The organism is Nocardioides sp. cx-173 (assembly GCF_021117365.1).
GTDB lineage: Bacteria > Actinomycetota > Actinomycetes > Propionibacteriales > Nocardioidaceae > Nocardioides.
Window position 1 is genome coordinate 2,065,001 of the sequence record NZ_CP088262.1, and the last position, 22,933, is coordinate 2,087,933.

The 22,933-nt window shown below is 70.8% G+C and carries 22 protein-coding genes and 2 rRNA genes (1 of these 24 only partly in view); 22 read left to right on the forward strand and 2 right to left on the reverse strand.

Annotation, left to right across the window (positions count from 1 at the left end):
* The 3 genes from LQ940_RS10010 to LQ940_RS10020 all read left to right on the forward strand — a co-directional run.
* Positions 1-1,655 (forward strand): 23S ribosomal RNA (locus LQ940_RS10010) (it extends 1,478 nt beyond the left edge of the window).
* A 128-nt stretch (positions 1,656-1,783) separates the two neighbouring features.
* A 5S ribosomal RNA gene (gene rrf / locus LQ940_RS10015) occupies positions 1,784-1,900 on the forward strand.
* Between the two features lie 265 nt (positions 1,901-2,165).
* The gene (locus tag LQ940_RS10020) at positions 2,166-2,669 is read left to right on the forward strand and encodes an ASCH domain-containing protein (RefSeq protein ID WP_231245111.1); all 504 of its coding nucleotides are present in this window, start codon (positions 2,166-2,168) and stop codon (positions 2,667-2,669) included.
* Between the two features lie 89 nt (positions 2,670-2,758).
* Here LQ940_RS10020 and LQ940_RS10025 read toward each other — a convergent pair whose 3' ends face one another.
* Positions 2,759-3,223 carry a hypothetical protein gene (locus LQ940_RS10025; RefSeq protein ID WP_231245112.1) on the reverse strand — a complete coding sequence of 155 codons (465 nt, stop codon included), beginning with the start codon at positions 3,221-3,223 and terminating at the stop codon, positions 2,759-2,761.
* A 282-nt stretch (positions 3,224-3,505) separates the two neighbouring features.
* Between LQ940_RS10025 and LQ940_RS10030 the strand changes: the two genes are divergently transcribed.
* Positions 3,506-3,862 (forward strand): single-stranded DNA-binding protein, encoded by a 357-nt coding sequence (locus LQ940_RS10030; RefSeq protein ID WP_231245113.1) that lies wholly within the window; start codon positions 3,506-3,508, stop codon positions 3,860-3,862.
* Here the strand turns inward: LQ940_RS10030 and LQ940_RS10035 are convergent.
* Positions 3,840-4,964 (reverse strand): DUF1015 family protein, encoded by a 1,125-nt coding sequence (locus LQ940_RS10035; protein ID WP_231245114.1) that lies wholly within the window; start codon positions 4,962-4,964, stop codon positions 3,840-3,842. The two genes, LQ940_RS10030 and LQ940_RS10035, sit on opposite strands and share 23 nt — an antisense overlap.
* 49 nt (positions 4,965-5,013) lie before the next feature.
* Between LQ940_RS10035 and LQ940_RS10040 the strand changes: the two genes are divergently transcribed.
* The 18 genes from LQ940_RS10040 to aroH all read left to right on the forward strand — a co-directional run bounded on the left by LQ940_RS10040 (position 5,014) and on the right by aroH (position 22,909).
* The gene (locus LQ940_RS10040; protein ID WP_231245115.1) at positions 5,014-6,009 is read left to right on the forward strand and encodes an HAD-IIA family hydrolase; all 996 of its coding nucleotides are present in this window, start codon (positions 5,014-5,016) and stop codon (positions 6,007-6,009) included.
* A 34-nt stretch (positions 6,010-6,043) separates the two neighbouring features.
* On the forward strand, positions 6,044-6,337 hold the full coding sequence (locus LQ940_RS10045) for a hypothetical protein (protein ID WP_231245116.1): 294 nt from the start codon (positions 6,044-6,046) through the stop codon (positions 6,335-6,337).
* Between the two features lie 8 nt (positions 6,338-6,345).
* Positions 6,346-7,185, forward strand: coding sequence for a TlyA family RNA methyltransferase (locus LQ940_RS10050; protein ID WP_231245117.1), 840 nt, complete (start codon positions 6,346-6,348; stop codon positions 7,183-7,185).
* Positions 7,182-8,129 carry an NAD kinase gene (locus LQ940_RS10055; protein WP_231245118.1) on the forward strand — a complete coding sequence of 316 codons (948 nt, stop codon included), beginning with the start codon at positions 7,182-7,184 and terminating at the stop codon, positions 8,127-8,129. Before LQ940_RS10050 ends, LQ940_RS10055 begins: the two co-directional genes overlap by 4 nt.
* A complete protein-coding gene (gene recN / locus LQ940_RS10060; RefSeq protein WP_231245119.1) occupies positions 8,126-9,874 on the forward strand; it encodes a DNA repair protein RecN in 1,749 nt (582 codons plus the stop codon). Before LQ940_RS10055 ends, recN begins: the two co-directional genes overlap by 4 nt.
* Before the next feature lie 30 nt (positions 9,875-9,904).
* The gene (locus LQ940_RS10065; RefSeq protein ID WP_231245120.1) at positions 9,905-11,602 is read left to right on the forward strand and encodes a CTP synthase; all 1,698 of its coding nucleotides are present in this window, start codon (positions 9,905-9,907) and stop codon (positions 11,600-11,602) included.
* Positions 11,603-11,694: 92 nt separating this feature from the next.
* A complete protein-coding gene (locus tag LQ940_RS10070) occupies positions 11,695-12,291 on the forward strand; it encodes an NUDIX domain-containing protein (protein WP_231245121.1) in 597 nt (198 codons plus the stop codon).
* Between the two features lie 89 nt (positions 12,292-12,380).
* Positions 12,381-13,496, forward strand: a complete 1,116-nt coding sequence (gene ald / locus LQ940_RS10075) for an alanine dehydrogenase (protein ID WP_231245122.1) — start codon at positions 12,381-12,383, stop codon at positions 13,494-13,496.
* Between the two features lies 1 nt (position 13,497).
* Positions 13,498-14,457 (forward strand): site-specific tyrosine recombinase XerD, encoded by a 960-nt coding sequence (xerD, locus tag LQ940_RS10080; RefSeq protein ID WP_231245123.1) that lies wholly within the window; start codon positions 13,498-13,500, stop codon positions 14,455-14,457.
* 124 nt (positions 14,458-14,581) lie between these two features.
* A complete protein-coding gene (locus tag LQ940_RS10085; RefSeq protein ID WP_231245124.1) occupies positions 14,582-17,131 on the forward strand; it encodes a DEAD/DEAH box helicase in 2,550 nt (849 codons plus the stop codon).
* Positions 17,132-17,666: 535 nt separating this feature from the next.
* The gene (locus LQ940_RS10090; protein WP_231245129.1) at positions 17,667-18,503 is read left to right on the forward strand and encodes a ParA family protein; all 837 of its coding nucleotides are present in this window, start codon (positions 17,667-17,669) and stop codon (positions 18,501-18,503) included.
* Positions 18,488-18,829: a hypothetical protein gene (locus tag LQ940_RS10095; protein ID WP_231245125.1), complete on the forward strand. Its 342-nt coding sequence runs from the start codon at positions 18,488-18,490 to the stop codon at positions 18,827-18,829. The genes LQ940_RS10090 and LQ940_RS10095 overlap by 16 nt, the downstream gene beginning before the upstream one ends.
* A gap of 7 nt (positions 18,830-18,836) precedes the next feature.
* Positions 18,837-19,697, forward strand: a complete 861-nt coding sequence (locus LQ940_RS10100) for a segregation and condensation protein A (RefSeq protein ID WP_231245126.1) — start codon at positions 18,837-18,839, stop codon at positions 19,695-19,697.
* On the forward strand, positions 19,694-20,383 hold the full coding sequence (scpB, locus tag LQ940_RS10105; RefSeq protein ID WP_231245127.1) for an SMC-Scp complex subunit ScpB: 690 nt from the start codon (positions 19,694-19,696) through the stop codon (positions 20,381-20,383). The genes LQ940_RS10100 and scpB overlap by 4 nt, the downstream gene beginning before the upstream one ends.
* Positions 20,380-21,132 carry a pseudouridine synthase gene (locus LQ940_RS10110; RefSeq protein WP_231245128.1) on the forward strand — a complete coding sequence of 251 codons (753 nt, stop codon included), beginning with the start codon at positions 20,380-20,382 and terminating at the stop codon, positions 21,130-21,132. Before scpB ends, LQ940_RS10110 begins: the two co-directional genes overlap by 4 nt.
* A 160-nt stretch (positions 21,133-21,292) precedes the next feature.
* Positions 21,293-22,105, forward strand: coding sequence for a helix-turn-helix domain-containing protein (locus tag LQ940_RS10115; RefSeq protein ID WP_231245130.1), 813 nt, complete (start codon positions 21,293-21,295; stop codon positions 22,103-22,105).
* A 9-nt stretch (positions 22,106-22,114) separates the two neighbouring features.
* A complete protein-coding gene (locus LQ940_RS10120; protein ID WP_231245131.1) occupies positions 22,115-22,516 on the forward strand; it encodes a VOC family protein in 402 nt (133 codons plus the stop codon).
* A 9-nt stretch (positions 22,517-22,525) separates the two neighbouring features.
* On the forward strand, positions 22,526-22,909 hold the full coding sequence (gene aroH / locus LQ940_RS10125; protein ID WP_231245132.1) for a chorismate mutase: 384 nt from the start codon (positions 22,526-22,528) through the stop codon (positions 22,907-22,909).
* Positions 22,910-22,933: the final 24 nt, after the last annotated feature.

Genomic DNA, 22,933 nt, shown 5'->3' on the forward strand with positions numbered 1-22,933 from the left:
GCGAGGCCGACAGGCGTAGTCGATGGACAACGGGTTGATATTCCCGTACCGGCAAAGTAGCGCCCATGACGAGCCCGGTGATGCTAACCATCTGAAACTCATCTGATCGGACCCTTCGGGGCGAGACGGGTGAGCGTAGCGTGGGATCCGAACCGGTAGTAGTCAAGCGATGGGGTGACGCAGGAAGGTAGCCCAACCGTGGCGATGGTTGTCCACGGGTAAGCAGGTAGGGTGTGTCCTAGGCAAATCCGGGACACTGTCTTTGATGACGGACCTGAGACGTGACGCCGACCCCGTATGGGGGAAGTGGGTGATCCTATGCTGTCGAGAAAAACCTCTAGCGAGCTATACGCCGCCCGTACCCCAAACCGACTCAGGTGATCAGGTAGAGAATACCAAGGCGATCGAGCGAACCATGGTTAAGGAACTCGGCAAAATGCCCCCGTAACTTCGGGAGAAGGGGGGCCCGAACCGTCATGACCTTTACGGTCGGCAGCGGGGAGGGCCGCAGAGACCAGGCCCAAGCGACTGTTTACTAAAAACACAGGTCCGTGCGAAGTTGTAAGACGATGTATACGGACTGACTCCTGCCCGGTGCTGGAAGGTTAAGGGGACCTGTTAGAGCCTTCGGGTTCGAAGCGGAGAACTTAAGCCCCAGTAAACGGCGGTGGTAACTATAACCATCCTAAGGTAGCGAAATTCCTTGTCGGGTAAGTTCCGACCTGCACGAATGGAGTAACGACTTGGGCGCTGTCTCAACCGTGGACTCGGCGAAATTGCACTACGAGTAAAGATGCTCGTTACGCGCGGCAGGACGGAAAGACCCCGGGACCTTTACTATAGTTTGGTATTGGTGTTTGGTTCGGCTTGTGTAGGATAGGTGGGAGACTGTGAAGCGGCCACGCCAGTGGTTGTGGAGTCAACGTTGAAATACCACTCTGGTCGTACTAGATATCTAACCTAGGTCCATGATCTGGATCAGGGACAGTGCCTGATGGGTAGTTTAACTGGGGCGGTTGCCTCCTAAAATGTAACGGAGGCGCTCAAAGGTTCCCTCAGCCTGGTTGGCAATCAGGTGGCGAGTGTAAGTGCACAAGGGAGCTTGACTGTGAGACAGACATGTCGAGCAGGGACGAAAGTCGGAACTAGTGATCCGGCGTCGGCATGTGGAAGCGACGTCGCTCAACGGATAAAAGGTACCCCGGGGATAACAGGCTGATCTTCCCCAAGAGTCCATATCGACGGGATGGTTTGGCACCTCGATGTCGGCTCGTCGCATCCTGGGGCTGGAGTAGGTCCCAAGGGTTGGGCTGTTCGCCCATTAAAGCGGCACGCGAGCTGGGTTTAGAACGTCGTGAGACAGTTCGGTCCCTATCCGCCGCGCGCGTAGGAAACTTGAGAAAATCTGTCCCTAGTACGAGAGGACCGGGATGGACGAACCTCTGGTGTGCCAGTTGTCCCGCCAGGGGCACGGCTGGTTAGCTACGTTCGGAAGTGATAACCGCTGAATGCATCTAAGCGGGAAGCACATTTCAAGATGAGGTTTCCCACCCCTTGTGGGTTAAGGCCCCCAACAGACTATTGGGTTGATAGGCCGGAGGTATACAGCAGCAATGCCTAGCCGACCGGTACTAATAGGCCGAGGGCTTGCCCCACAAACCCTCAACCAAAACCACAACCACCTGCTACTCAACGTATGCACGCGTCCACTACAAGACCACCCCACCCGGTGGCCCCCCAACTAACACGGGGGACCAGACCGGGTAATATGGGGTCATAGAGTTACGGCGGCCATAGCGTCAGGGAAACACCCGGTCCCATCCCGAACCCGGAAGTTAAGCCTGACAGCGCCAATGGTACTGCACCCGAGAGGCTGTGGGAGAGTAGGACGCCGCCGGACAATTCTTGAAGTAGGGCCATCCATTCGTGGATGGCCCTACTTTCATTTAGGTTCTCGTCAAGCCTGATCCGGTGATCGCTCGACGAGCCGGCGGCCCCCTCTGGCGGTTGAGGTGGGATAATTGAAGCCCAGCCGCGGTCATCCGTGCAATATGACTGTGTATCCATCCGCGCAGATTGCGGCATGAGGGGACGCGACCTACGAGCCGTTCGTCGGCGACAGTTCCAGTCCGTCGCCCTAGTCGACTCAAGGAGCAGTACCTAACGTGGACACCCCGCCAGCCGCCGCGGTGGACATCGCAGCTGCTCGTGCCATGTGGGCGGCGTATGCCGCTGCCCACCCCGAACGGGTACGGGCATGCCCGGAGTACACCGTCGAGCAGTTCGGCGACTCCCGCCGTTTGGCCGATGAGCTCTTGGCGGCTGTGACCGACGGACCGAAGCGGGCCACGTCCGAGTTGGTGACGGAGTTCCGCGCACGCGGCGACGACCTCCCACGCGTCGGGTCCCACTGGGTGGCGTGCGACGGCTCCGGGTCGCCTCGCGTGGTGCTGCGCAGCATCGAACTGCGAATCGGCACGTTCGACGAAGTCGATGAGCGGTTCGCCTACGACGAGGGCGAGGACGATCGATCCCTGTCGAGCTGGCAGTCCGAGCACCGTTGCTATTGGCAGCGCGCCTGCTCCGCCCGAGGCGCGGAGTGGTCAGAGCAGGACGAGATCGTCCTCGAGCGCTTCGCGATTGTCTGGCCACCAGAACTGGTTGGCTGAGCGCGTCAGTCTCGCTGAGTTGCCCTTCCGAGAGTGGGCTCTGACCCGCCCGCGCGCTGAATTCGGCCCTGTGCCGCGGGGACACCCGATTAGCGCCGTAGCGAGGGCAGAGCGCGGTCCTTCCGGTCGTTGTGGACGCTGGTTCCGGGGTCGTAGCCGTCTCGGTGGGGCAGGCCTACGCCGTGGCGGTCGGTGAGCCAGGTACGCAACAAGTTGGCGTAGCGGCTGGTGTCGTCGGTGCTGTTGAGGTGGAGGCGGACCGGGCCGAGCATGAGGGTGGTACGGCGCTGGTTGCGCAGGACGAAGGACCGCGAGTCGAGGTAGTCGCGCACGACCCCCAGTTGGACGTCGAGGGCGGCGGTCGAGTGGTGCTGGGCAGCAGTTTGGCGAGGCCCGACCTGGTGGATCACGAGGTCGGAGTTGGCGGCTACCCAGGTTCGCGAGCTCACGACCTTGGGGTGCTGGACGTTCGCGGCGAACTTGTCCCAGCCGGCGAGGGTCTGGAAGGCCTCGTTGAGGGCCTCAGCCCGCTTGGAACCCCAGCGCGAGACCATTGTCGGTGGTCAGCGCCTCGAAGGCGTTCTCGCGCAGGTGGTGCTCGCAGCGCGTCACGAATGGATCCGGGAAGGACGGAGCTGGGTGGGCTGGCCAGACACCTGACGGACGGCGTTGCCGATCTCGGCCGCGTTGTCGGTCATCGCTCTCACACGTCAATCGCGGAAGGGCCGGCAGGTGTCCACAGCGGTGCCTTGTGACGCTCCCTCTCCACAGGGGGTGCGGCTATGGGCAGCCATGGTCGGCGAACCCTGCGAGCGTTCCTCTCGGAGGTGGTGCGCATGTCGGCGCAGACGACAGAGGGCGGCGTCGAGGTCGCCAACGAGGTGCGGCTCGTGGGGCGGATTTCCCGCGACCCGGAGCTGAAGGAGCTGCCCAGTGGCGACTCGGTGTGGACGTTCCGGGTGGTCGTGCCGCGGGCGCCCGCGGCGGCGCGGCCGCACCAGAGCGTGGACGCCCTCGAGTGCTGCGTGTGGAGCGGGCGTCTCAGGCGCTCGGTCGCCGGCTGGCGTGCGGGTGACCGGGTGGCCGTGGAGGGCAGCCTGCGGCGTCGGTTCTTCCGCTCCGGTCACGGCGTTGCCTCCCTGGTGGAGGTCGAGGTCAGCGCCGGACGGCTCATCCGTCGTGCAGCGACCTGATCAGCACGCCGAGGCTGGGCTTGGGCTGGAACGACGTGGCCTTCTCGGGCAGCAGCCGGTCGTTGCGCACGATCCGCAGGATCCGGTCGACGAGCGGGGCCGGCATGAGCACGGCCACCCCGACATCGGGACTGACCTGAGCCAGGGCGTCGTCGACCGTGTGGTGGTACCGGATGTCGCGCGGGCCGTAGGGGAGCGCGGGGATGAGCTGGTCGTGGAGGAGCTGGACGGCCGTCCGGTCCGGCGGCACGGTGACCTTGAGTACCGCCCAGCGGTCGCTGTCGGTGACGACCAGGTGATCGGGGTCGAGAGCGGCGACGGCCGCCTCCGCGGTGGTCTCCTCGACGCCCATGCCCACACCGGCCGCCGCCGCGAGCACGTCGTCGACGGAGGTGCCGGTCAGCACCCGGTGGATCGCGCCGAGGAAGAGCGGGGTGTCCTCCTGGTCCACGAGCATGGCCAGCCCGTAGTCGCTGGCGCTGCCCGGGTCCCGGGTGTGCAGCCGCAGGTAGGCGGCGTAGCGGTGGTGGCCGTCGGCGATGAGGGCGGTCTCGTCCGCGAGCAGGTCCGCGATGGCGGCGAGGTCGCCGGGGTCGCGGATCGGCCAGACCCGGTGCTGCTGGCCGTTGCGGTCGGTGAAGTCGTGCTCCGGAGGGTGGCGCTGCACGCGGGCGAGGAGGGCCCGCAACGGAGCCGGGCCGCGGTGTACCAGCAGGATGGGCGCCGGATTCAGCTGCATCTGCGACATCCGGTCCGCCAGGTCGTCGGCCTGGGCCGGGTAGACGCCCTCGTGCGGCAGGATCGCGCGGTCCTCGGCGCGGGCGGCGCGTCGCGAGACGTCGAGCAGGCCCACGAGGCCGCGGATCGTGATGCCTGCCGCGGTGTACTCGTGCAGGTAGAGCGCGGGCTCCTCGTCCCTGGTCAGCTGGCCCTGGGCCCGCCACCGCTCCAGGCGCGCCGCGACGTCCCGATACGGACGCGCGAAGGCACGCGCCGAGCTGGGGTCTCCGATGCGCGAGGGCGCCAACATCAGGGCCCGGAAGGGGACCAGGCGCAGCGGACCGCCGACGTACGGCGGGGTGACCACGGCGCTGGACTCCATCATCGCATCGTAGGGTGCGCGGACCAGTCCACCTCACGAGGAGGCCCGCATGCTCGGCGTGTCCGGCACCAGCCTGTCCACCGACTACGACCTGGCGATGCTCGATCTGGACGGGGTGGTCTACATCGGACCGGACGCCGTGCCGGGCGCGGCCGGCCACCTGGACCGGGTGCGCGAGTCCGGGATGCGGCTGGCCTTCATCACCAACAACGCCGCCCGGCCACCGCAGGCCGTCGCGGCCCACCTGCAGGAGCTGGGGGTCACGGCGAGGCCCGAGGACGTGGTCACCTCCGCGCAGGCCGCGGCCCGGGTGCTGGTGGACCGCCTCGGCACGGGCGCCCGGGTGGTGCTCCTGGGCGCCGCCGGCCTGGAGGAGGCGCTCGCCGCCGAGGGCCTGGTGGCGACGCACGTGGAGGACGACGACGCGGTGGCGCTGGTGACCGGCTACGGGCCGGAGGTGCGCTGGCGCCACATCATGCGGGCCGCGGTGCGGGTGCGCGAGGGGCTCTGGTGGGTGGCGAGCAACACCGACTACACGATCCCCACCGCCTACGGCGTCGCGCCGGGCCACGGCGTGCTGGTGGACACCCTGTCCCGCTTCGCGGGGGTCTCGCCGGTCGTCGCCGGGAAGCCGGAGCGGCCGCTGCTCGACGAGACCGTGCGCCGCGTCGGCGGGCGCCGCCCGCTCATGGTCGGGGACCGCCTGGACACCGACATCGAGGGCGCCCGCAATGCCGGGATCGACTCGCTGCTGGTGCTGACCGGGGTCACCGGGCTGCCCGAGCTGGTCGCGGCGCGCCCGCAGGAGCGACCGACGTACCTCGCCCGCGACCTGGGTGGGCTGCTGCGGGCCCACGAGGCGCCCAGCCGGGCCGACGACGGGTGGGAGCTCGGCGGGTGGCGAGCGCGGGTCGCCGACGGACGCCTGGAGGTGTCCGGCTCCGGGGAGGCAGAGGCGTGGTGGGCGGTCGTCGCGTGCGCGGCGTGGGCCCACGTCGACGGGGGCGGGGACGTGCCCGTCGCCGACGACCTGGTGGCGCCCTGACGGGCGGACCCCGGCGGCCGGTAGCCTCGGAGCCATGACGCAGGAGCCCGTGCACGACGAGCACGACGCCGGGGACCAGCCCGGTGACCTCGAGGTCTCCCACGACCTGCCGGAGCGGGAGCGGGTGCGCACCGGCGACGAGCGGGTCGACGCCGTCCTGGCCGAGATCGAGGACCTGCGCGACCGGCCCGTGGAGGAGCACGTCGCGGCGTTCGAGCAGGCGCACGACAAGCTGCGCCGGGCCCTGGACGAGGTGCCCCCGGCGACGACGAGCGAGGCGAGCACTCCCACGGGGATGACGAAGCCCCTGCCCGCAGACCCGGCGTAGGCGGCGCCATGCCACCGCGCCGACTCCGCCTCGACGCCGAGCTGGTGCGCCGGGGCCTGGCCAGGAGCCGGGACCACGCCAGCGAGCTGATCGCGGCGGGTCGGGTCAAGGTGTCCGGCGCGGTCGCCGGCAAGCCGGCGACCGGCGTGACGACCGACGTCGCGATCGTGGTGAGCGACGACCCGGACCGCCCCGACTACGCCTCCCGCGGCGGCCACAAGCTGGCCGGCGCCCTCGCGGCGTTCGGGCCGCTCGGTCTCGAGGTGGCCGGGCGGCGCTGCCTGGACGCCGGCGCGTCCACCGGCGGGTTCACCGACGTGCTCCTGCGCGCCGGGGCGGCGCAGGTCGTGGCGGTCGACGTCGGGTACGGGCAGCTGGTCTGGCGCCTGCAGAACGACGAGCGCGTGGTGGTCCACGACCGCACCAACGTCCGGGAGCTGACGCCCGAGCTGATCGGAGGTCCGGTCGACCTGGTGGTGGGGGACCTGTCGTTCATCTCCCTGCCGCTGGTCCTGGACGCGCTGATCGGGGTGACCCGTGAGGACGGTGACCTGGCGCTCATGGTGAAGCCGCAGTTCGAGGTGGGCAAGGACCGCATCCCCAAGGGCGGGGTCGTGCGCGACCCGGGGCTCCGGGCGGAGGCGGTCATCGGCGTGGCCGAGGCGGCCGCCACGCGGGGCTGGGGCGCCGTCCACGTGGCGACCAGCCCGTTGCCCGGGCCCTCGGGGAACGTGGAGTTCTTCCTCTGGCTGCGGCGTGGCCCCGCGACGCTCACCGAAGAAGAGATCCACACCTGCGTGCGCCGAGCCACGGCGCCGGGGGTGCCGGGTGAGAGGGTGGAGCCGTGACCGACCACTCGCCCGTGCGCCGGGTCCTCGTGCTCGCCCACACGGGGCGCGAGGAGGCCCGCGACGTCGCCCGTGCCTTCTGCAAGGGCCTCACCGGCGAGGGCATCATCGTGCGGCTCCTGGCCGACGAGGCGGCCGACCTGGGGCTGGACCCGGTCGACTACGACCCCTGCATCGAGCTCACGGAGTCCGAGACCGACGCGAGCAGGGACTGCGAGATCACCTTGGTGATCGGCGGGGACGGCTCGATCCTGCGCGCCGCCGAGGTGACCCACGAGAGCCTTACCCCGGTCCTCGGCGTCAACCTGGGCCACGTGGGGTTCCTCGCGGAGGCCGAGCAGGACGACGTGGAGTCCACGCTCGCCGCGATCGTCGCTCGCGACTACACGCTCGAGGACCGGATGACGCTCGATGTCCGCGTCTACCGTGACGGTGAGCTGGTCACCAGCACCTTCGCGGTCAACGAGGCGAGCGTCGAGAAGGCCGCCCGCCAGCGGATGCTCGAGGTCGTCCTCGGCATCGACGGACGACCGCTGTCTCGCTGGGGCTGCGACGGCGTGGTGTGTGCGACCCCCACCGGCTCGACGGCCTACAACTTCAGCGCCGGCGGCCCCATCGTGTGGCCGAGCGTCGAGGCGATGTGCATCGTGCCGCTGAGCGCTCACGCCCTGTTCGCCCGGCCCCTGGTCGTCGCTCCGACCTCGGTCGTGGCCATCGAGGTGCTCGCACGCACCGAGGGTGCCGGCGTGCTCTGGTGCGACGGCCGCCGCACGGTCGACCTGCCACCCGGAGCCCGGATCGAGGTGCGCCGCGGCACCCAGCCGGTCCGGTTGGTCCGACTGCACGAGGCGCCGTTCACCGACCGCCTGGTGGCGAAGTTCGGGCTGCCCGTCGAGGGCTGGCGCGGCCCGGCCGAGCGCCGCTTCCGCGGGGAGGAGGCATGATCGAGGAGATCCGCATCGGATCCCTCGGGGTGATCGACTCCTCCGCGCTCGAGCTCGGGCCCGGGCTCACGGTCATCACCGGCGAGACCGGCGCCGGCAAGACCATGATCGTCACCGCGCTCGGCCTGCTGCTGGGCGGGCGCGCCGACACGGGCGCGGTCCGCACCGGGTCGAAGACCGCTCGCGTCGAGGGCGTCGTGACCGTCTCCGACCTGCCCGGCCTGGCTGAGGCGGTCGAGGACGCCGGGGGAGTGGTGGAGGACGACCGGGTCGTCCTGGCCCGCAACGTCTCCGCCGAGGGCCGGTCCCGCGCGTTCGTCGGCGGCGCCTCGGTCCCGGTCGCCACCCTCGCCGAGGTCGCTCAGCCCCTGGTGGCGGTGCACGGCCAGTCCGACCAGCACCGCCTCCTGCAGGCGAGGGCCCAGCGTGAGGCGCTGGACCGGTTCGGGGGCGAGGCTCTGGGCGCTGCGGCCGCCTCCTACGCGCGGGTGCACGCGCGGCTGGAGGACGTCGAGTCCGAGCTGGTCGAGGTGGTCTCCAGCGCTCGGGAGCGGGCTCGCGAGGCCGACCTGCTGCGGTTCGGGCTCGAGGAGGTCGAGGCCGTCTCACCAGAGCCCGGCGAGGACGTGGAGCTGGCCGCCGAGGAGGCGCGGCTGGGGTTCTCCGACACCCTTCGTGCCGCGGCGGAGACGGCGCGTGAGGCGCTGAGCAGCGAGCAGGAGGCACCCGACGCGCTGGCCACGACGTCGGCTGCCCGCACCGCGCTGGACGGCGTGCGCGAGCACGATGCCGAGGCGGGCGAGCTCGCCGACCGGCTCGCCGAGGTCACCTACCTGCTCTCCGACGTGGCCGCCGACGTGGCGTCGTACGCCTCCCGCATCGACACCGACCCCGCCCGGCTCGCCGTGGTCTCCGAGCGCCGGGCCGCGCTCACCGCGCTCACCCGCAAGTACGGCGACAGCGTCGAGGAGGTCCTGGCGTGGGCGCAGGAGGCGTCCCAGCGGCTGCTGGACCTCGACTCCACCGACGACCGCATCGCCGAGCTCAAGGGCGAGCGCGAGACCCTGCGCACCCAGTTGGCCCAGGCCGCCGCCGAGCTCTCCCGCCTGCGACAGGACGCCGCCGGACGGCTCGGCGACCAGGTCAGCGAGGAGCTGAGCCTGTTGGCGATGCCGCACGCGCGGCTGACCGTCGCGGTGACCCAGACCGAGGCCGAGCCCAGCGAGGGGCGCCGGGCGCCGTTGCGGATCGGCGCGAGGTGGCTGCGCTACTCCGCCCATGGCGTCGACGACGTGGAGCTCCTGCTCGCGGCCAACACCGGCTCCGAGCCGCGCCCGCTCGGCAAAGGGGCCTCGGGGGGCGAGCTGTCCCGGGTGATGCTCGCGATCGAGGTGTCCCTGGCGGGCACCAGCCCCGTGCCGACCTTCGTCTTCGACGAGGTGGACGCGGGCGTGGGGGGTGCGGCGGCCGTCGAGGTCGGACGCCGCCTGGCGCAGCTGGCCCGCACCGCGCAGGTCCTGGTCGTGACCCACCTGCCCCAGGTCGCCGCCTACGCCGACCGGCACGTCGTGGTCGAGAAGTCGAGCGACGGCTCGGTCACGAGCTCGGGCCTGACGGTCCTCGACGACGAGAGCCGCGAGCGCGAGCTGTCGCGGATGCTGGCCGGGCTCACTGACTCCGACACCGCGCTGGCGCACGCCCGTGAGCTGCTCGAGGTGGCCCAGTCGGCGCGTGGACGCGGATAGATCACCGATTCTGGGATACCCTGGTCTTCCGTGAAGAGCCCCACGCCGACCAAGCACGTGTTCGTGACCGGAGGCGTCGCCTCCTCGCTCGGGAAGGGGCTCACGGCTTCCAGCCTAGGCCGCCTGCTGCGCTCGCGCGGCCTGCGCGTGACCATGCAGAAGCTCGACCCCTACCTCAACGTCGACCCCGGGACGATGAACCCGTTCCAGCACGGCGAGGTCTTCGTGACCAACGACGGGGCCGAGACCGACCTGGACATCGGCCACTACGAGCGGTTCCTCGACACCGACCTGGGACAGATCGCCAACGTCACGACCGGGCAGGTCTACTCCAGCGTGATCGCCAAGGAGCGTCGGGGCGACTACCTCGGGGACACCGTCCAGGTGATCCCGCACATCACCAACGAGATCAAGGAGCGCATCCTCGCGATGGGCTCCGGCACCGGGGACGGTGAGGTCGATGTGGTGATCACCGAGGTCGGCGGCACGGTCGGCGACATCGAGTCGCTGCCGTTCCTCGAGGCCGCCCGTCAGGTGCGTCACGACATCGGTCGCGCCAACTGCTTCTTCCTGCATGTCTCCCTCGTGCCCTACATCGGGCCCTCCGGGGAGCTGAAGACCAAGCCGACCCAGCACTCGGTGGCCGCGCTGCGCCAGGTCGGCATCCAGCCCGACGCCGTCGTCTGCCGCGCCGACCGCGAGCTGCCGCAGTCGATCAAGAAGAAGATCTCGCTGATGTGCGACGTCGACGAGGAGGCCGTCGTCACCGCGGCGGACGCCCCGTCGATCTACGACATCCCGAAGGTCCTGCACCGCGAGGGCCTCGACGCCTACGTCGTACGCCGTCTGGACCTGCCCTTCCGCGACGTCGACTGGACCGTCTGGGACGACCTGCTGCGCCGCGTGCACCACCCCAAGGAGGAGGTGACCGTCGCCCTGGTCGGCAAGTACATCGACCTGCCCGACGCCTACCTCTCGGTGGCCGAGGCGCTGCGCGCGGGCGGCTTCGCCCACGAGGCCAAGGTGCAGCTGAGGTGGGTCGCCTCCGACGAGTGCGCGACACCCGCCGGGGCCCACAAGCACCTCCACGACGTCGACGCGGTCTGCGTGCCCGGGGGCTTCGGCGTCCGTGGCATCGAGGGCAAGCTGGGGGCCCTGACCTACGCGCGCACTCACGGCATCCCGACGCTGGGTCTGTGTCTGGGGCTGCAGTGCATGGTCATCGAGTACGCACGATCGGTGGCCGGCCTGTCCAAGGCCGCGTCCACCGAGTTCGACCCGGACTGCCCCGAGCCGGTGATCGCGACGATGGCCGAGCAGAAGTCCATCGTGGAGGGCGCCGGCGACCTGGGCGGCACGATGCGGCTGGGCCTCTACCCCGCCGATCTCGCGCCCGGCACCGTCGTACGCGAGGCCTACGGCGAGGCCACGATCCAGGAGCGCCACCGGCACCGCTACGAGGTCAACAACGCCTACCGCGACCAGCTCCAGGAGGCCGGCCTGGTCTTCTCGGGCACCAACACCGACCTGGGCCTGGTGGAGTTCGTCGAGCTGCCTCGCGAGGTGCACCCCTACTACGTGTCCACCCAGGCCCACCCCGAGCTGCGCTCCCGGCCCACCCGCCCGCACCCGCTGTTCGCCGGCCTCATCGGCGCGGCGATCGAGCGCCAGAAGGAGCTCCGCTTCCCGATCGACGAGAGCGCCCTGCGCCGCGCCGACGACGACTGACCCGTCACCAACTGCACGACATCCCCGCTGACCCGTCAGAAAGTTTGTGACGGGTCAGCGTTGGCGAGGGGCGGACCGATAGCGTCGGTGGGGTGAGCAACCCGGAGATCGCGGACGTCGAGGAGCACTGGCCGGTCGAGGACAGCACCGAGGTGTACGACGGAGGCGGCTGGGTGGTGCGCGTCCGCGCCGACCGGGTACGCCGGCCGGGTCGCCCCGAGGAGCGGCCGTTCACGCGGGTGGTGGTCGAGCACCCAGGCGCGGCGGTCGTCCTCGCCGTGGACGAGGAGGACCGCGCCCTATGCCTGTGGCAGTACCGCCACCCGGTGGGCCGCCGGCTGGTGCAGCTCCCGGCGGGGCTGGTCGACGTCCCCGGCGAGGAGCCGGCGGAGGTGGCGCGTCGCGAGCTGCGTGAGGAGGCCGGGCTCGAGGCGGGCGATTGGACCCACCTGGCGACGATGCTCTCCTCTCCGGGCCTGACCGAGGAGCGGGCGCACTACTACCTGGCGCGCGGACTCACCGACGTGGGCAGAGGCGACTTCGAGCTCGCGCACGAGGAGGCCGAGATGGAGGTCGGCTGGGTGCCGCTCGAGGAGCTGCGCGACGCCGTACTCTCCGGCGCGGTCGCCGACGCCCATGTGGCGATCGCGGTCCTCACAGCGCAGGCACGCGGGCTCACCTCCTCATGAGCCGTCCGGTCATCGTCCGTGTCGCCGGTGGCTCCGGGCGATAGTGTCGCGCGTGGCGCCACTGCGCCGCCCGGCGGAAGGAGCTTCAGGTGAAGGTCGGCGTGCCGAAGGAAGTCAAGAACCACGAGTACCGCGTGGCGATCACTCCGGTGGGGGTGCACGAGCTGACCGCGCACGGCCATGAGGTCGTGGTCGAGCGGGGCGCGGGGGTGGGCTCGTCGATCGACGACGAGGAGTACGTCGCGGCCGGGGCGCGGATCCTGGACTCCGCCGACGAGGTGTGGGGCTCGGTGGACCTGGTGCTCAAGGTCAAGGAGCCGGTGGCCGAGGAGTACCACCGACTGCGCGAGGGGCTGACGCTGTTCACCTACCTGCACCTGGCGGCGGACAAGCCGCTGACCGAGGCCCTGCTGGCGAGCGGGGTCACCGCGATCGCCTACGAGACCGTGCAGCTGCCCTCGGGTGGGCTGCCGTTGCTGTACCCGATGTCGGAGGTCGCGGGGTGTCTGGCGCCGCAGGTCGGTGCGCACAGCCTGCTGAAGGCCGAGGGTGGCCGGGGGGTGCTGATGGGTGGTGTCGGTGGGGTGGCCAACGCCAAGGTCGTGATCATCGGGGCGGGGGTCTCGGGACAGAACGCCGCGAACATCGCGCTGGGGATGGGCGCGGACGTGACGTTGCTGGACACCGACCTGGACAAGCTGCGGATGTCGTTCTGGCGCTACAGCAACCGGGTGCACGGGCTGGCCTCCTCGAAGCTGGCGGTGGAGCAGCAGGTGCTGGAGGCCGACCTGGTGATCGGTGCGGTGCTGATCCCGGGGGCGGCGGCGCCCAAGCTGGTCTCCAACGAGCTGGTCTCGCGGATGAAGCCGGGCAGTGTGCTGGTCGACATCGCGGTCGACCAGGGCGGCTGCTTCGAGGACACCCACGCCACGACGCACGCGGACCCGACGTACCAGGTGCACGGCTCGACGTTCTACTGCGTGGCGAACATGCCCGGTGCGGTGCCGAACACCTCGACGTACGCGCTGACCAACGCGACGCTGCCCTACACCGTCAAGCTGGCCGATCGGGGCTGGATCGAGGCGAGCCGTCAGGACCACAGCCTGGCGCTGGGGCTCAACACCCATGCCGGACAGCTCACCAACGGGCCAGTCGGGGAGGCCGTCGGCATCGAGGCGGTCGCCCTGGAGAGCGTGCTGGGCTGAGTTGGGCGACACGAACCGGCCGGCCGATGTCGGCAAGGACATCGAGCGGGCGATCCGCACCTACCTCGAGCACCTGTCGGTGGAGAAGGGCCTCGCGGCCAACACCCTGACGTCGTACCGTCGCGACCTGCGGCGCTACCGGGCACACCTCGCGGCCGAGGGCGTCGAGCGGCTGGACCAGGTGAGCGAGGCGACCGTGTCCGGCTTCCTGATGCGGCTGCGCGAGGGGGACGAGGACCACCAGCCGCTCAGTGCCACCTCGGCCGCCCGGACCGTGGTCGCGGTGCGGGGCTTCCACAAGTTCGCCGTGGCCGACGGCCTGGCCACGCTGGACCCGGCCAGGGGCGTGAAGCCGCCGACCCCGGCCAAGCGGCTGCCCAAGGCGCTGCCGCTCTCGGACGTCGAGGCGATCCTGGAGGCGGCGGGTGCTCCGGGCACGACGCTGGCACTGCGCGACCGGGCGCTGCTCGAGGTGCTCTACGGCACCGGGGCCCGGATCTCGGAGGCCGTGGGCCTCGATGTGGACGACCTCGACGACGTCGACGGCACGGTCCTGCTGCGGGGCAAGGGCAGCAAGGAGCGCCTGGTGCCGATCGGCTCGTACGCCCGCGAGGCACTGTCGGCCTACCTGGTGCGGGCCCGGCCCGAGCTGGTGGCCACCGGCTCCGGGAGGGTCGGTGGCGCGCTCTTCCTCAACGCCCGCGGCGGTCGTCTCTCGCGCCAATCGGCGTGGGCGGTGCTGGTCAAGGCGGCCGACCGCGCCGGCATCACGCGCGACGTCTCGCCGCACACGATGCGCCACTCCTTCGCCACGCACCTGCTCGACGGCGGCGCCGACGTCCGCGTCGTTCAGGAGCTGCTCGGTCACGCCTCGGTGACCACGACTCAGGTCTACACGCTGGTCACCGTCGACAACCTGCGCGAGGTCTTCGCGACCGCGCACCCCCGGGCGCGCGACTGAGTCCGCGGGCGTTGGGGAGAATGTCCCTCGTGAGCCCCCCACGCGCCTGCGCCCATCCCTCCGACGGTCCGGCCCTGACCGCCGGCGCCGGGTGGCACCACGTCCCGACGGTGCTGGACGAGCGGTGAGCGACCTCCTCGAGGAGATCACCACCGCGGTCGCCGCACGCGGCCTGGAGCTCTACCCGCATCAGGAGGAGGCCATCCTCGCGCTGCTCTCCGGCGACAACGTGGTGCTCGCGACGCCGACCGGCTCCGGCAAGTCGCTGGTGGCGGAGGCCGCGCACCACGCCGCGCTCGCCGAGGACCGGGTGTCGTTCTACACCGCGCCCATCAAGGCGCTGGTGAGCGAGAAGTTCTTCGCGCTGTGCGCGGTCTTCGGAGCCGAGAACGTCGGCATGCTCACCGGCGACGCCTCGGTCAACGTCGACGCGCCCATCATCTGCTGCACCGCCGAGGTGCTCGCCAACATCGCCCTGCGCGAGGGCGCCGACGCCGACGTCGGGCTGGTCGTGATGGACGAGTTCCACTACTACGCCGAGCCGGACCGCGGCTGGGCCTGGCAGGTGCCGATCCTGGCGCTGCCGCACGCGCAGTTTCTGCTGATGTCGGCGACCCTGGGCGACGTCAGCGACATCGCCGCGGACCTGAGCCGGCGTACCGGCCGCGAGACCGCCGTCGTGGACGACGCCGAGCGCCCGGTGCCGCTGTCGTTCGAGTGGTCGCTCACCCCCCTCGACGAGACCGTGCAGCGGCTCGTCGAGGAGCGGCAGGCCCCGGTCTACGTCGTGCACTTCACGCAGAAGGACGCCGTGGAGCACGCCACCAGCCTGCTCTCGCCGAGCTCGGCCATCGGCAAGCTCAGCCAGGCCGACAAGGACGCCATCGCCGAGGTGATCGGCGCGTTCCGGTTCGGGTCGGGCTTCGGCAAGACGCTGTCCAAGATGGTGCGCCGCGGGATCGGCATCCACCACGCCGGCATGCTGCCGCGCTACCGGCGCCTGGTGGAGCAGCTGGCCCAGGCGGGGCTGCTCACCGTGATCTGCGGCACCGACACGCTCGGCGTGGGCATCAACGTCCCGATCCGCACGGTGCTGTTCACCGGGCTGGCGAAGTTCGACGGCAGCCGGCAGCGGATCCTGCGCACCCGGGAGTTCCTGCAGATCGCCGGCCGTGCCGGACGGGCCGGGTTCGACACGGCGGGCTACGTCGTGGTCCAGGCGCCCGAGCACGTCATCGAGAACGACCGCGCCCGCAAGAAGGCCGACGCCAAGAACGCCACGATGAGCGCGGAGAAGCAGGCCAAGCGCAAGAGCAAGGCGCAGCTCAAGAAGCCCCCCGAGGGCATGGTGGTGTGGACCGAGCAGACCTTCGACAAGCTGGTCAACGGCGAGTCCGAGCGGCTGCAGTCGCGGATGAGGGTTGACAACGCGATGCTGGTCAACGTCCTCGCCCGCGAGGAGGACGCCTTCCCGGTGCTCCGCAGCCTGCTCGAGGACAACCACGAGGACCGCCGCAGCCAGCTCCGGCTCTGCCGGCGCGCGTTGCGCCTGATGCGGAGCCTGGTGCACTCCGGCACGGTGACGCGCCTCGACGAGCCCGACGAGTTCGGCCGGCGCTACGTCCTCACGGTCGACCTCCCGGAGGACTTCGCCCTCAACCAGCCGCTGGCGCACTTCGCCCTGGCCGCGCTCGACGTCCTGGATCCGGAGAGCGAGACCTACACCCTCGACATCCTCTCGGTGATCGAGGCGGTGCTCGAGGCACCTCGGCAGATCCTGTTCGCCCAGCAGCGCGCCGCGCGCGGCGTCGCGATCGGGGAGATGAAGGCCGACGGCATCGAGTACGACGAGCGGATGCTGCTGCTGGACGCCATCACCTGGCCGCAGCCGCTCGCCGAGCTGCTGGAGGGCGTCTACGAGATCTACCGCGGCACCCACCCGTGGCTGCGCGAGGACGCGCTGGACCCGAAGTCGATCGTGCGCGAGATGTACGAGCAGGGGATGAGCTTCACCGACTTCGTCGGCCGCTACGAGCTGGCGCGCTCCGAGGGGCTGGTGCTGCGCTACCTCACCGACGCCTACCGCACCCTGCGCCAGACGGTCCCCGAGGCGCACCGCACGCCCGAGCTCGACGACCTCATCGAGTGGCTGGGGGAGACCGTGCGCCAGACCGACTCCTCGCTGCTCGACGAGTGGGAGGCGCTCTCGGACCCCGAGCACGTGGCCCGGACGGTCGCCGAGGGCACGCCGCCGCCGATGAACCGGCCGATCAGCGCGCAGGAGCGGCCGTTCACGATCATGATCCGCAACGCGATGTTCCGCCGGGTCGAGCTGGTCGCGCGCGACGACCTGGACGGGCTGATGGCCCTGGAGCGCGCCGCTGCGGACCGGACCGACCCGCCCGGCGAGGTGCTCATGACGCGCTCCGCCTGGGACGCCGCGATCGAGGAGTATTACGCCGAGCACGACCGCGTCGACCTCGGCCCGGACGCCCGGGGCCCGTCACTGCTCGCCGTACAGCGCAGCGGTCGGCGGTGGGAGGTCCGTCAGACCATCCACGACCCCGAGGGCAACCACGACTGGGTGATCGAGGCGGTCGTCGACCTCGACCTGTCCGACGAGCTCGGAGAGCTCGCGCTCACGACCACCGCGATGCGCTGCCTGGGCGACTGATCCGGCCGACCGATCCGGGCGACTGATCCGGGAGGAGACGCTGGACCAGTGGTCCTCGCTCCTCCACAGGAAAGTGCACAGGCCGGCCTTCGCCTGTGCAGTCGAGCGGGCGCGAGTGCACAGGTCATGCACAGATCGCCCTTGCGCCTGTGGGATCTCGCCGTCGTCTTGGTCCGCCGTCGGCACCGGACCTAGAGTCCCCGGCGAGCCTGCGCAATGTCGTCGTGTCGACATTGTGTGATGGGGAGCAGAGCCCCACCGGACCACCTGACCGACATCCTGGGCCGACCACGAGGAGTGGCACATGAGCGACAACGGGACGTACCCCGGATCCGCCGGCAGCAGTGCCTTCGACATGCCACCCCGCGTGCCGGTCCCTTCCCCAGCAGCAGGAGATGAGCACGTGTCCGACCCCCTTCCCTTCGAGCGTCCCCAGCGCGAGGGAGTGCCCGAGATGGCCGCCAGCAACGAGGCGCCGTCCACCACGCTGGCGCCCGACCCGGTCCTCGAGGGCATCGAGGTCGCCGAGGTCGTCATGGGCCCCACCGGTCGGCCGATGCCGGTCCTGCCCGAGCCGCGGCCGGTCTCCGGGCCGACTCGCGCGCGGGTGATCTCGATGTGCAACCAGAAGGGCGGCGTCGGCAAGACCACGACGACCATCAACCTGGGGGCGGCCCTGGCCGAGCACGGCCGCAAGGTGCTGCTGGTCGACTTCGACCCGCAGGGCTCGCTGTCGGTCGGCCTGGGTCTCAACCCGCACGAGATGGAGCTGTCCATCTACAACCTGCTCATGCAGCGCGACGTGAGCGTCGAGGACGTCGTGGTGCCCACCCGGGTCCCCGGCATGGACCTGCTGCCCTCCAACATCGACCTGTCCGCCGCCGAGGTGCAGCTCGTGCACGAGGTGGCCCGGGAGCAGACCCTGCAGCGGGTGCTCGCGCCGGCCATGGACAAGTACGACGTCATCCTCATCGACTGCCAGCCCTCCCTGGGCCTGCTGACGGTCAACGCGCTCACCGCCTCCAACGGCGTGATCATCCCGCTGGAGTGCGAGTACTTCGCCCTGCGCGGCGTGGCGCTGCTGAAGACGACCATCGACAAGGTGCGCGAGCGGCTCAACCCGAGCCTGGAGATCGACGGCGTGCTCGGCACCATGTTCGACGGCCGCACGCTGCACTCGCGCGAGGTCATGGACCGCCTCGTGCAGGCCTGGGGCGACAAGGTCTTCCACACCGTCATCCGGCGGACCGTGAAGTTCTCCGATGCCACCGTCGCCGGCGAGCCGATCACGTCGTACGCCTCCACGTCCGGCGGCGCCGACGCCTACCGCCAGCTGTCCAAGGAGGTGCTCGCCCGGTGCCTCGACGCGTGAGCATGCCTACCGCCGACGACCTCTTCCGCCCGACCGCCGTCCACGCGGTCCCCGACGCTCCGGAGGTCACCGAGGACGCCAGGGAGGCGCCGGAGCCCGCGGTCCCCAAGCCGAGCGGCCGGATCCGGCACGACGAGAAGATGACGGTCTACGTCACCTCCGACGAGCTGCTGCACATCGAGCAGGCGCGGCTCACGCTGCGCAGCGCCCACGGGCTGGCCGTCGACCGTGGCCGACTGGTGCGCGAGGCGGTGGCGCTGGTGCTGGCCGACTTCGACGCCCAGGGCGACGACAGCGGGCTGGTGCGGCGGCTGACCGAGGTATGACTCCCCGATGACCGCGCTCGCCGCTCCCGGCGAGACGGGTGAGGCCACGCCGGGATTCGAGCTCCGGCTGGACAACTTCGAGGGCCCCTTCGACCTCCTGCTGAGCCTGATCTCCAAGCACAAGCTCGACATCACCGAGGTCGCGCTCTCGCGGGTGACCGACGAGTTCATCGCCCACGTCAAGGCCGGGGGACCGGTCTGGGACCTGGAGCAGACCACCTCCTTCCTGCTGGTCGCCTCGACGCTGCTCGACCTCAAGGCGGCCCGGCTGCTGCCGCAGGGCGACGTCGAGGACGAGGAGGACCTGGCGCTGCTGGAGGCGCGCGACCTGCTCTTCGCCCGGCTCATGCAGTACAAGGCCTTCAAGCAGGTCGCCGCGTTCCTGGACGTGCGCCTCGCCGAGGAGTCGCGCCGCTACCCGCGCGCGGTGGGCCTCGAGGAGCGCTATGCCAACCTGCTGCCGGAGGTGCTGATCGGGCTCGGCCTGGAGCAGTTCGCCGAGCTGGCGGCCAAGGCGCTGGCGCCCAAGCAGGTGCTGGAGGTGTCGCTGCAGCACATCCACGCCAACAAGGTCAGCGTGCGCGAGCAGGCCGCCCTGGTGGTGGACCGGCTGCGCCGTACCGGCACCATGACCTTCCGCGCGCTGTGCGGCGACTCGCCCGACCGGCTCACGACCGTGGCGCGTTTCCTCTCGCTGCTCGAGCTGTTCCGCGAGGGGGCGGTGTCCTTCGAGCAGGTGACCGCGCTGGGCGAGCTCACCATCCGGTGGACCGGCGCCGACGAGGACGAGATCGAGATCACCGACGAGTTCGACGGGGCGCCGCCCGAGCCGCAGGCGAGCGCCCCCGCTGACGAGGAGACCCCATGAGCGACACCCGCCCCGAGGCGCCCACCGACGACGGCGGCGAGCTGCTCGCCGTACCGCTGGCGGAGCTGCGCCCCGCCCTCGAGGCGGTGCTCATGGTCTCCGACCTGCCCCTCGACGACGTGAGCCTGGCCTCCACCGTCGGCTACCCCGCCGAGGAGGTCTCCGCGGCGCTGCGCGAGCTGGCCGAGGAGTACACCGCGCAGGGACGCGGCTTCGAGCTGCGCAACGTCGCGGGCGGCTGGCGCTTCTACTCGCGCGCCGAGTACGCCCCGGTCGTCGAGGCGTTCGTCCTGGAGGGCCAGCGCGGCCGGCTCACCCAGGCGGCGTTGGAGACGCTCGCCGTGGTCGCCTACAAGCAGCCGGTCTCGCGCGCGCGGATCTCCGCGATCCGCGGCGTCAACGTCGACGGCGTCATGCGCACCCTGCTCTCGCGCGGCCTGGTCGAGGAGGCCGGCCAGGACGGTGAGACCGGTGCCAACCTCTTCCGCACGACCAGCTACTTCCTGGAGCGGATCGGGGTGACGTCCGTCGAGGACCTGCCCGAGCTCGCGCCCTACCTGCCCGACCTGGACGACCTCGAGGACGAGCTGGCCGAGATGGCGGCCTCCGAGAGCGTGCACGAGGGACCCGCCGGCGGTGCCGAGCCGGTGCCCCAGCCGGAGCCCCAGCCGGAGCGGCAGCCGTGAGCCGCGAGGTCGCGACCGACGAGGACGGCCTGATCCGGCTGCAGAAGCTGCTGGCGCAGTCGGGGGTGGCGTCGCGCCGCAAGTGCGAGGAGCTGATGCTCGACGGGGAGGTCGAGGTGGACGGCGAGGTGGTCACCCGGCTCGGCACCAAGGTCGACCCGCGCACCGCGGTCATCCGGGTCTCGGGAAAGCGGCTGCCGCCGGTGTCGGACCTGGTCTACCTGGTGCTCAACAAGCCCACGGGCGTGGTGTCGACGATGTCGGACCCCGAGGGCCGGCGCACCATCTCCGACCTGGTCGAGCACCGCTCCGAGCGGCTCTTCCACGTCGGCCGCCTCGACACCGACACGTCGGGGCTGCTGCTGCTCACCAACGATGGCGACTTCGCCCAGCGCATGGCCCACCCGTCGTACGAGGTGGACAAGACCTATGTCGCCGAGGTGAGCGGTGAGGTCGGCAAGGCGACCGTCGCCCGGCTGCTGAGCGGGGTGACGCTCGAGGACGGCCCGGTGACGGTGTCGTCGGCGCGGGTCGTGGCGGCGGCGCCGGATAAGTCGATCGTCGAGCTGGTCATCCACGAGGGCCGCAACCGGATCGTGCGTCGGCTGCTCGACGAGGTCGGCCACCCGGTCCGCAAGCTCACCCGCACCGCCATCGGCCCGGTCTCGCTCGGCACCCTCAAGCCCGGCCACCTGCGCGAGCTCACGCTCGACGAGCTCGGTGAGCTGTTGGACGGGGCGCAGCTGTAGGCAGTGGATGGATACCCGGCTGACCGGGTATCCCGTCGCTTGTCAGGGGTTGCAACCCCTGACAAGCGACCGACACGCGCGCGCAGTGCGGCGTAAGGGATGGATACCCGGCTGACCGGGTATCCATCCACTCGGGGCGCCAGCGGCGTAGCGTGACGCCATGGACGCCCCGGCACCCGTCCCCGCCGCGCTGCGGCCGTACGTCGCCTGGCTGAGCGCCTACGACGTGGTCGGGCCACCGGGTGTCCACCGCGGGCTGCCGGGGACCTCGCTGACGTTCGTGCTGCCGATCGGGGCGCCGCTGGACGTGGCGTGGAGCGGAGATCCCGGGTCGAGGCGCGCGGTCTGGTCCAGCGTGGCCGGGCTGCACGCGGCGCCCGCCGAGATCCGCCACGACGGTCACCAGGAGGGGTTCTTCCTGGCGCTCACGACCGCGGGCGCACGGGCGCTGCTCGGGCTGCCGGCCGCGGCGATCGCGGGGCAGCTGCTGACCCTGGACGACCTGGTCCCCGGTCTGCGGCACCTGCCCGAGCAGCTGCATCAGTCGCGGACCTGGAGCGAGCGCGTCGCCACCCTGCACCAGGCGCTCACCACCGCCCTCGCAGCCGGGGGAGCTCCCGCGGCGCGGGCCGAGGTGGGGCGCGCGCTCGCCCGGCTGGCCCGAGGTGCCGCGGTCGCCGACGTGGCCGAGGAGGTCGGCTACAGCCGGCGCCACCTGCGCAACCTCGTGGTCGCCGAGACCGGGCTCGGCCCCAAGGAGTACCAGCGCGTCGCCCGCTTCGAGGCCAGCCGCGACCAGGTGCTGGCCGCGGCGCGGCGCGGCGGCACGCTCGCCGAGGTCGCGGCCAGGTGCGGGTACGCCGACCAGGCCCACCTGGCCCGCGAGTGGCGCGAGCTGGCGGGCTGTGCCCCGACCACGTGGCTGCGCGAGGAGTTCCCAGACGTCCAAGCCGGCGGCGTACCCGTCGGGTGAGGGTGGGGCATGACCTCGACGACCAGCAGAGCAGCAGACATCCGGCACTGGCAGAGCATGAGCTTCCGCGACGCGGACGCGATGATGCGCTGGCTCGGCGCCCTCGGCTTCACCGAGCACGCGACCTACCGCGACGAGCACGACCCCTCGGTGGTGGTGCACGCCGAGTGGGTGTGGGCCGGAGGCGGCGTGATGTTCGGCTCCGAGCGCCCCGACGCCGCCGTCGACAACGCTGGCGGCTCCGCGGCGTACCTGGTCACCGACGACCCCGACGACCTGTTCGAGCGGGCCGTCGCTGCCGGAGCGAGGGTGCTGAGGCCCATGGTCGACCAGGACTACGGCGGTCGCGGCGGCAGCGTGATCGATCCAGAGGGCAACCACTGGTCATTCGGGAGCTACCAGCCCCGATAGCATCGTGGGGTGCCAGTCAGAGCCGTCCGCGGCGCCACCCAACTCGATGTCGACCAGCGCGAGCACCTGCTCGAGCGGGTCTCGGAGATGGTCACGGACGTGATGACGTCCAACGGCCTGGAGGTCGACGACTTCATCTCCGTGATCTTCACCGCCACCTCGGACGTGGTCTCGGAGTTTCCGGCGTACGCCGCCCGCCAGCTCGGGTTCGGCGAGGTGCCGCTGATCTGCGCGCGGGAGCTCGAGATCGCGGGCTCCATGCCGCGGGTGGTGCGCATGATGGCGCACATCGAGACCGACCTGCCGCGCGCCGACATCACCCACGTCTACCTGCACGGCGCCGCCGCGCTGCGCACCGACCTGAGCCGCGTGCGGTCGGTCCCCGATGAGTGACTGCGACGAGCGGCCGGCATGAGT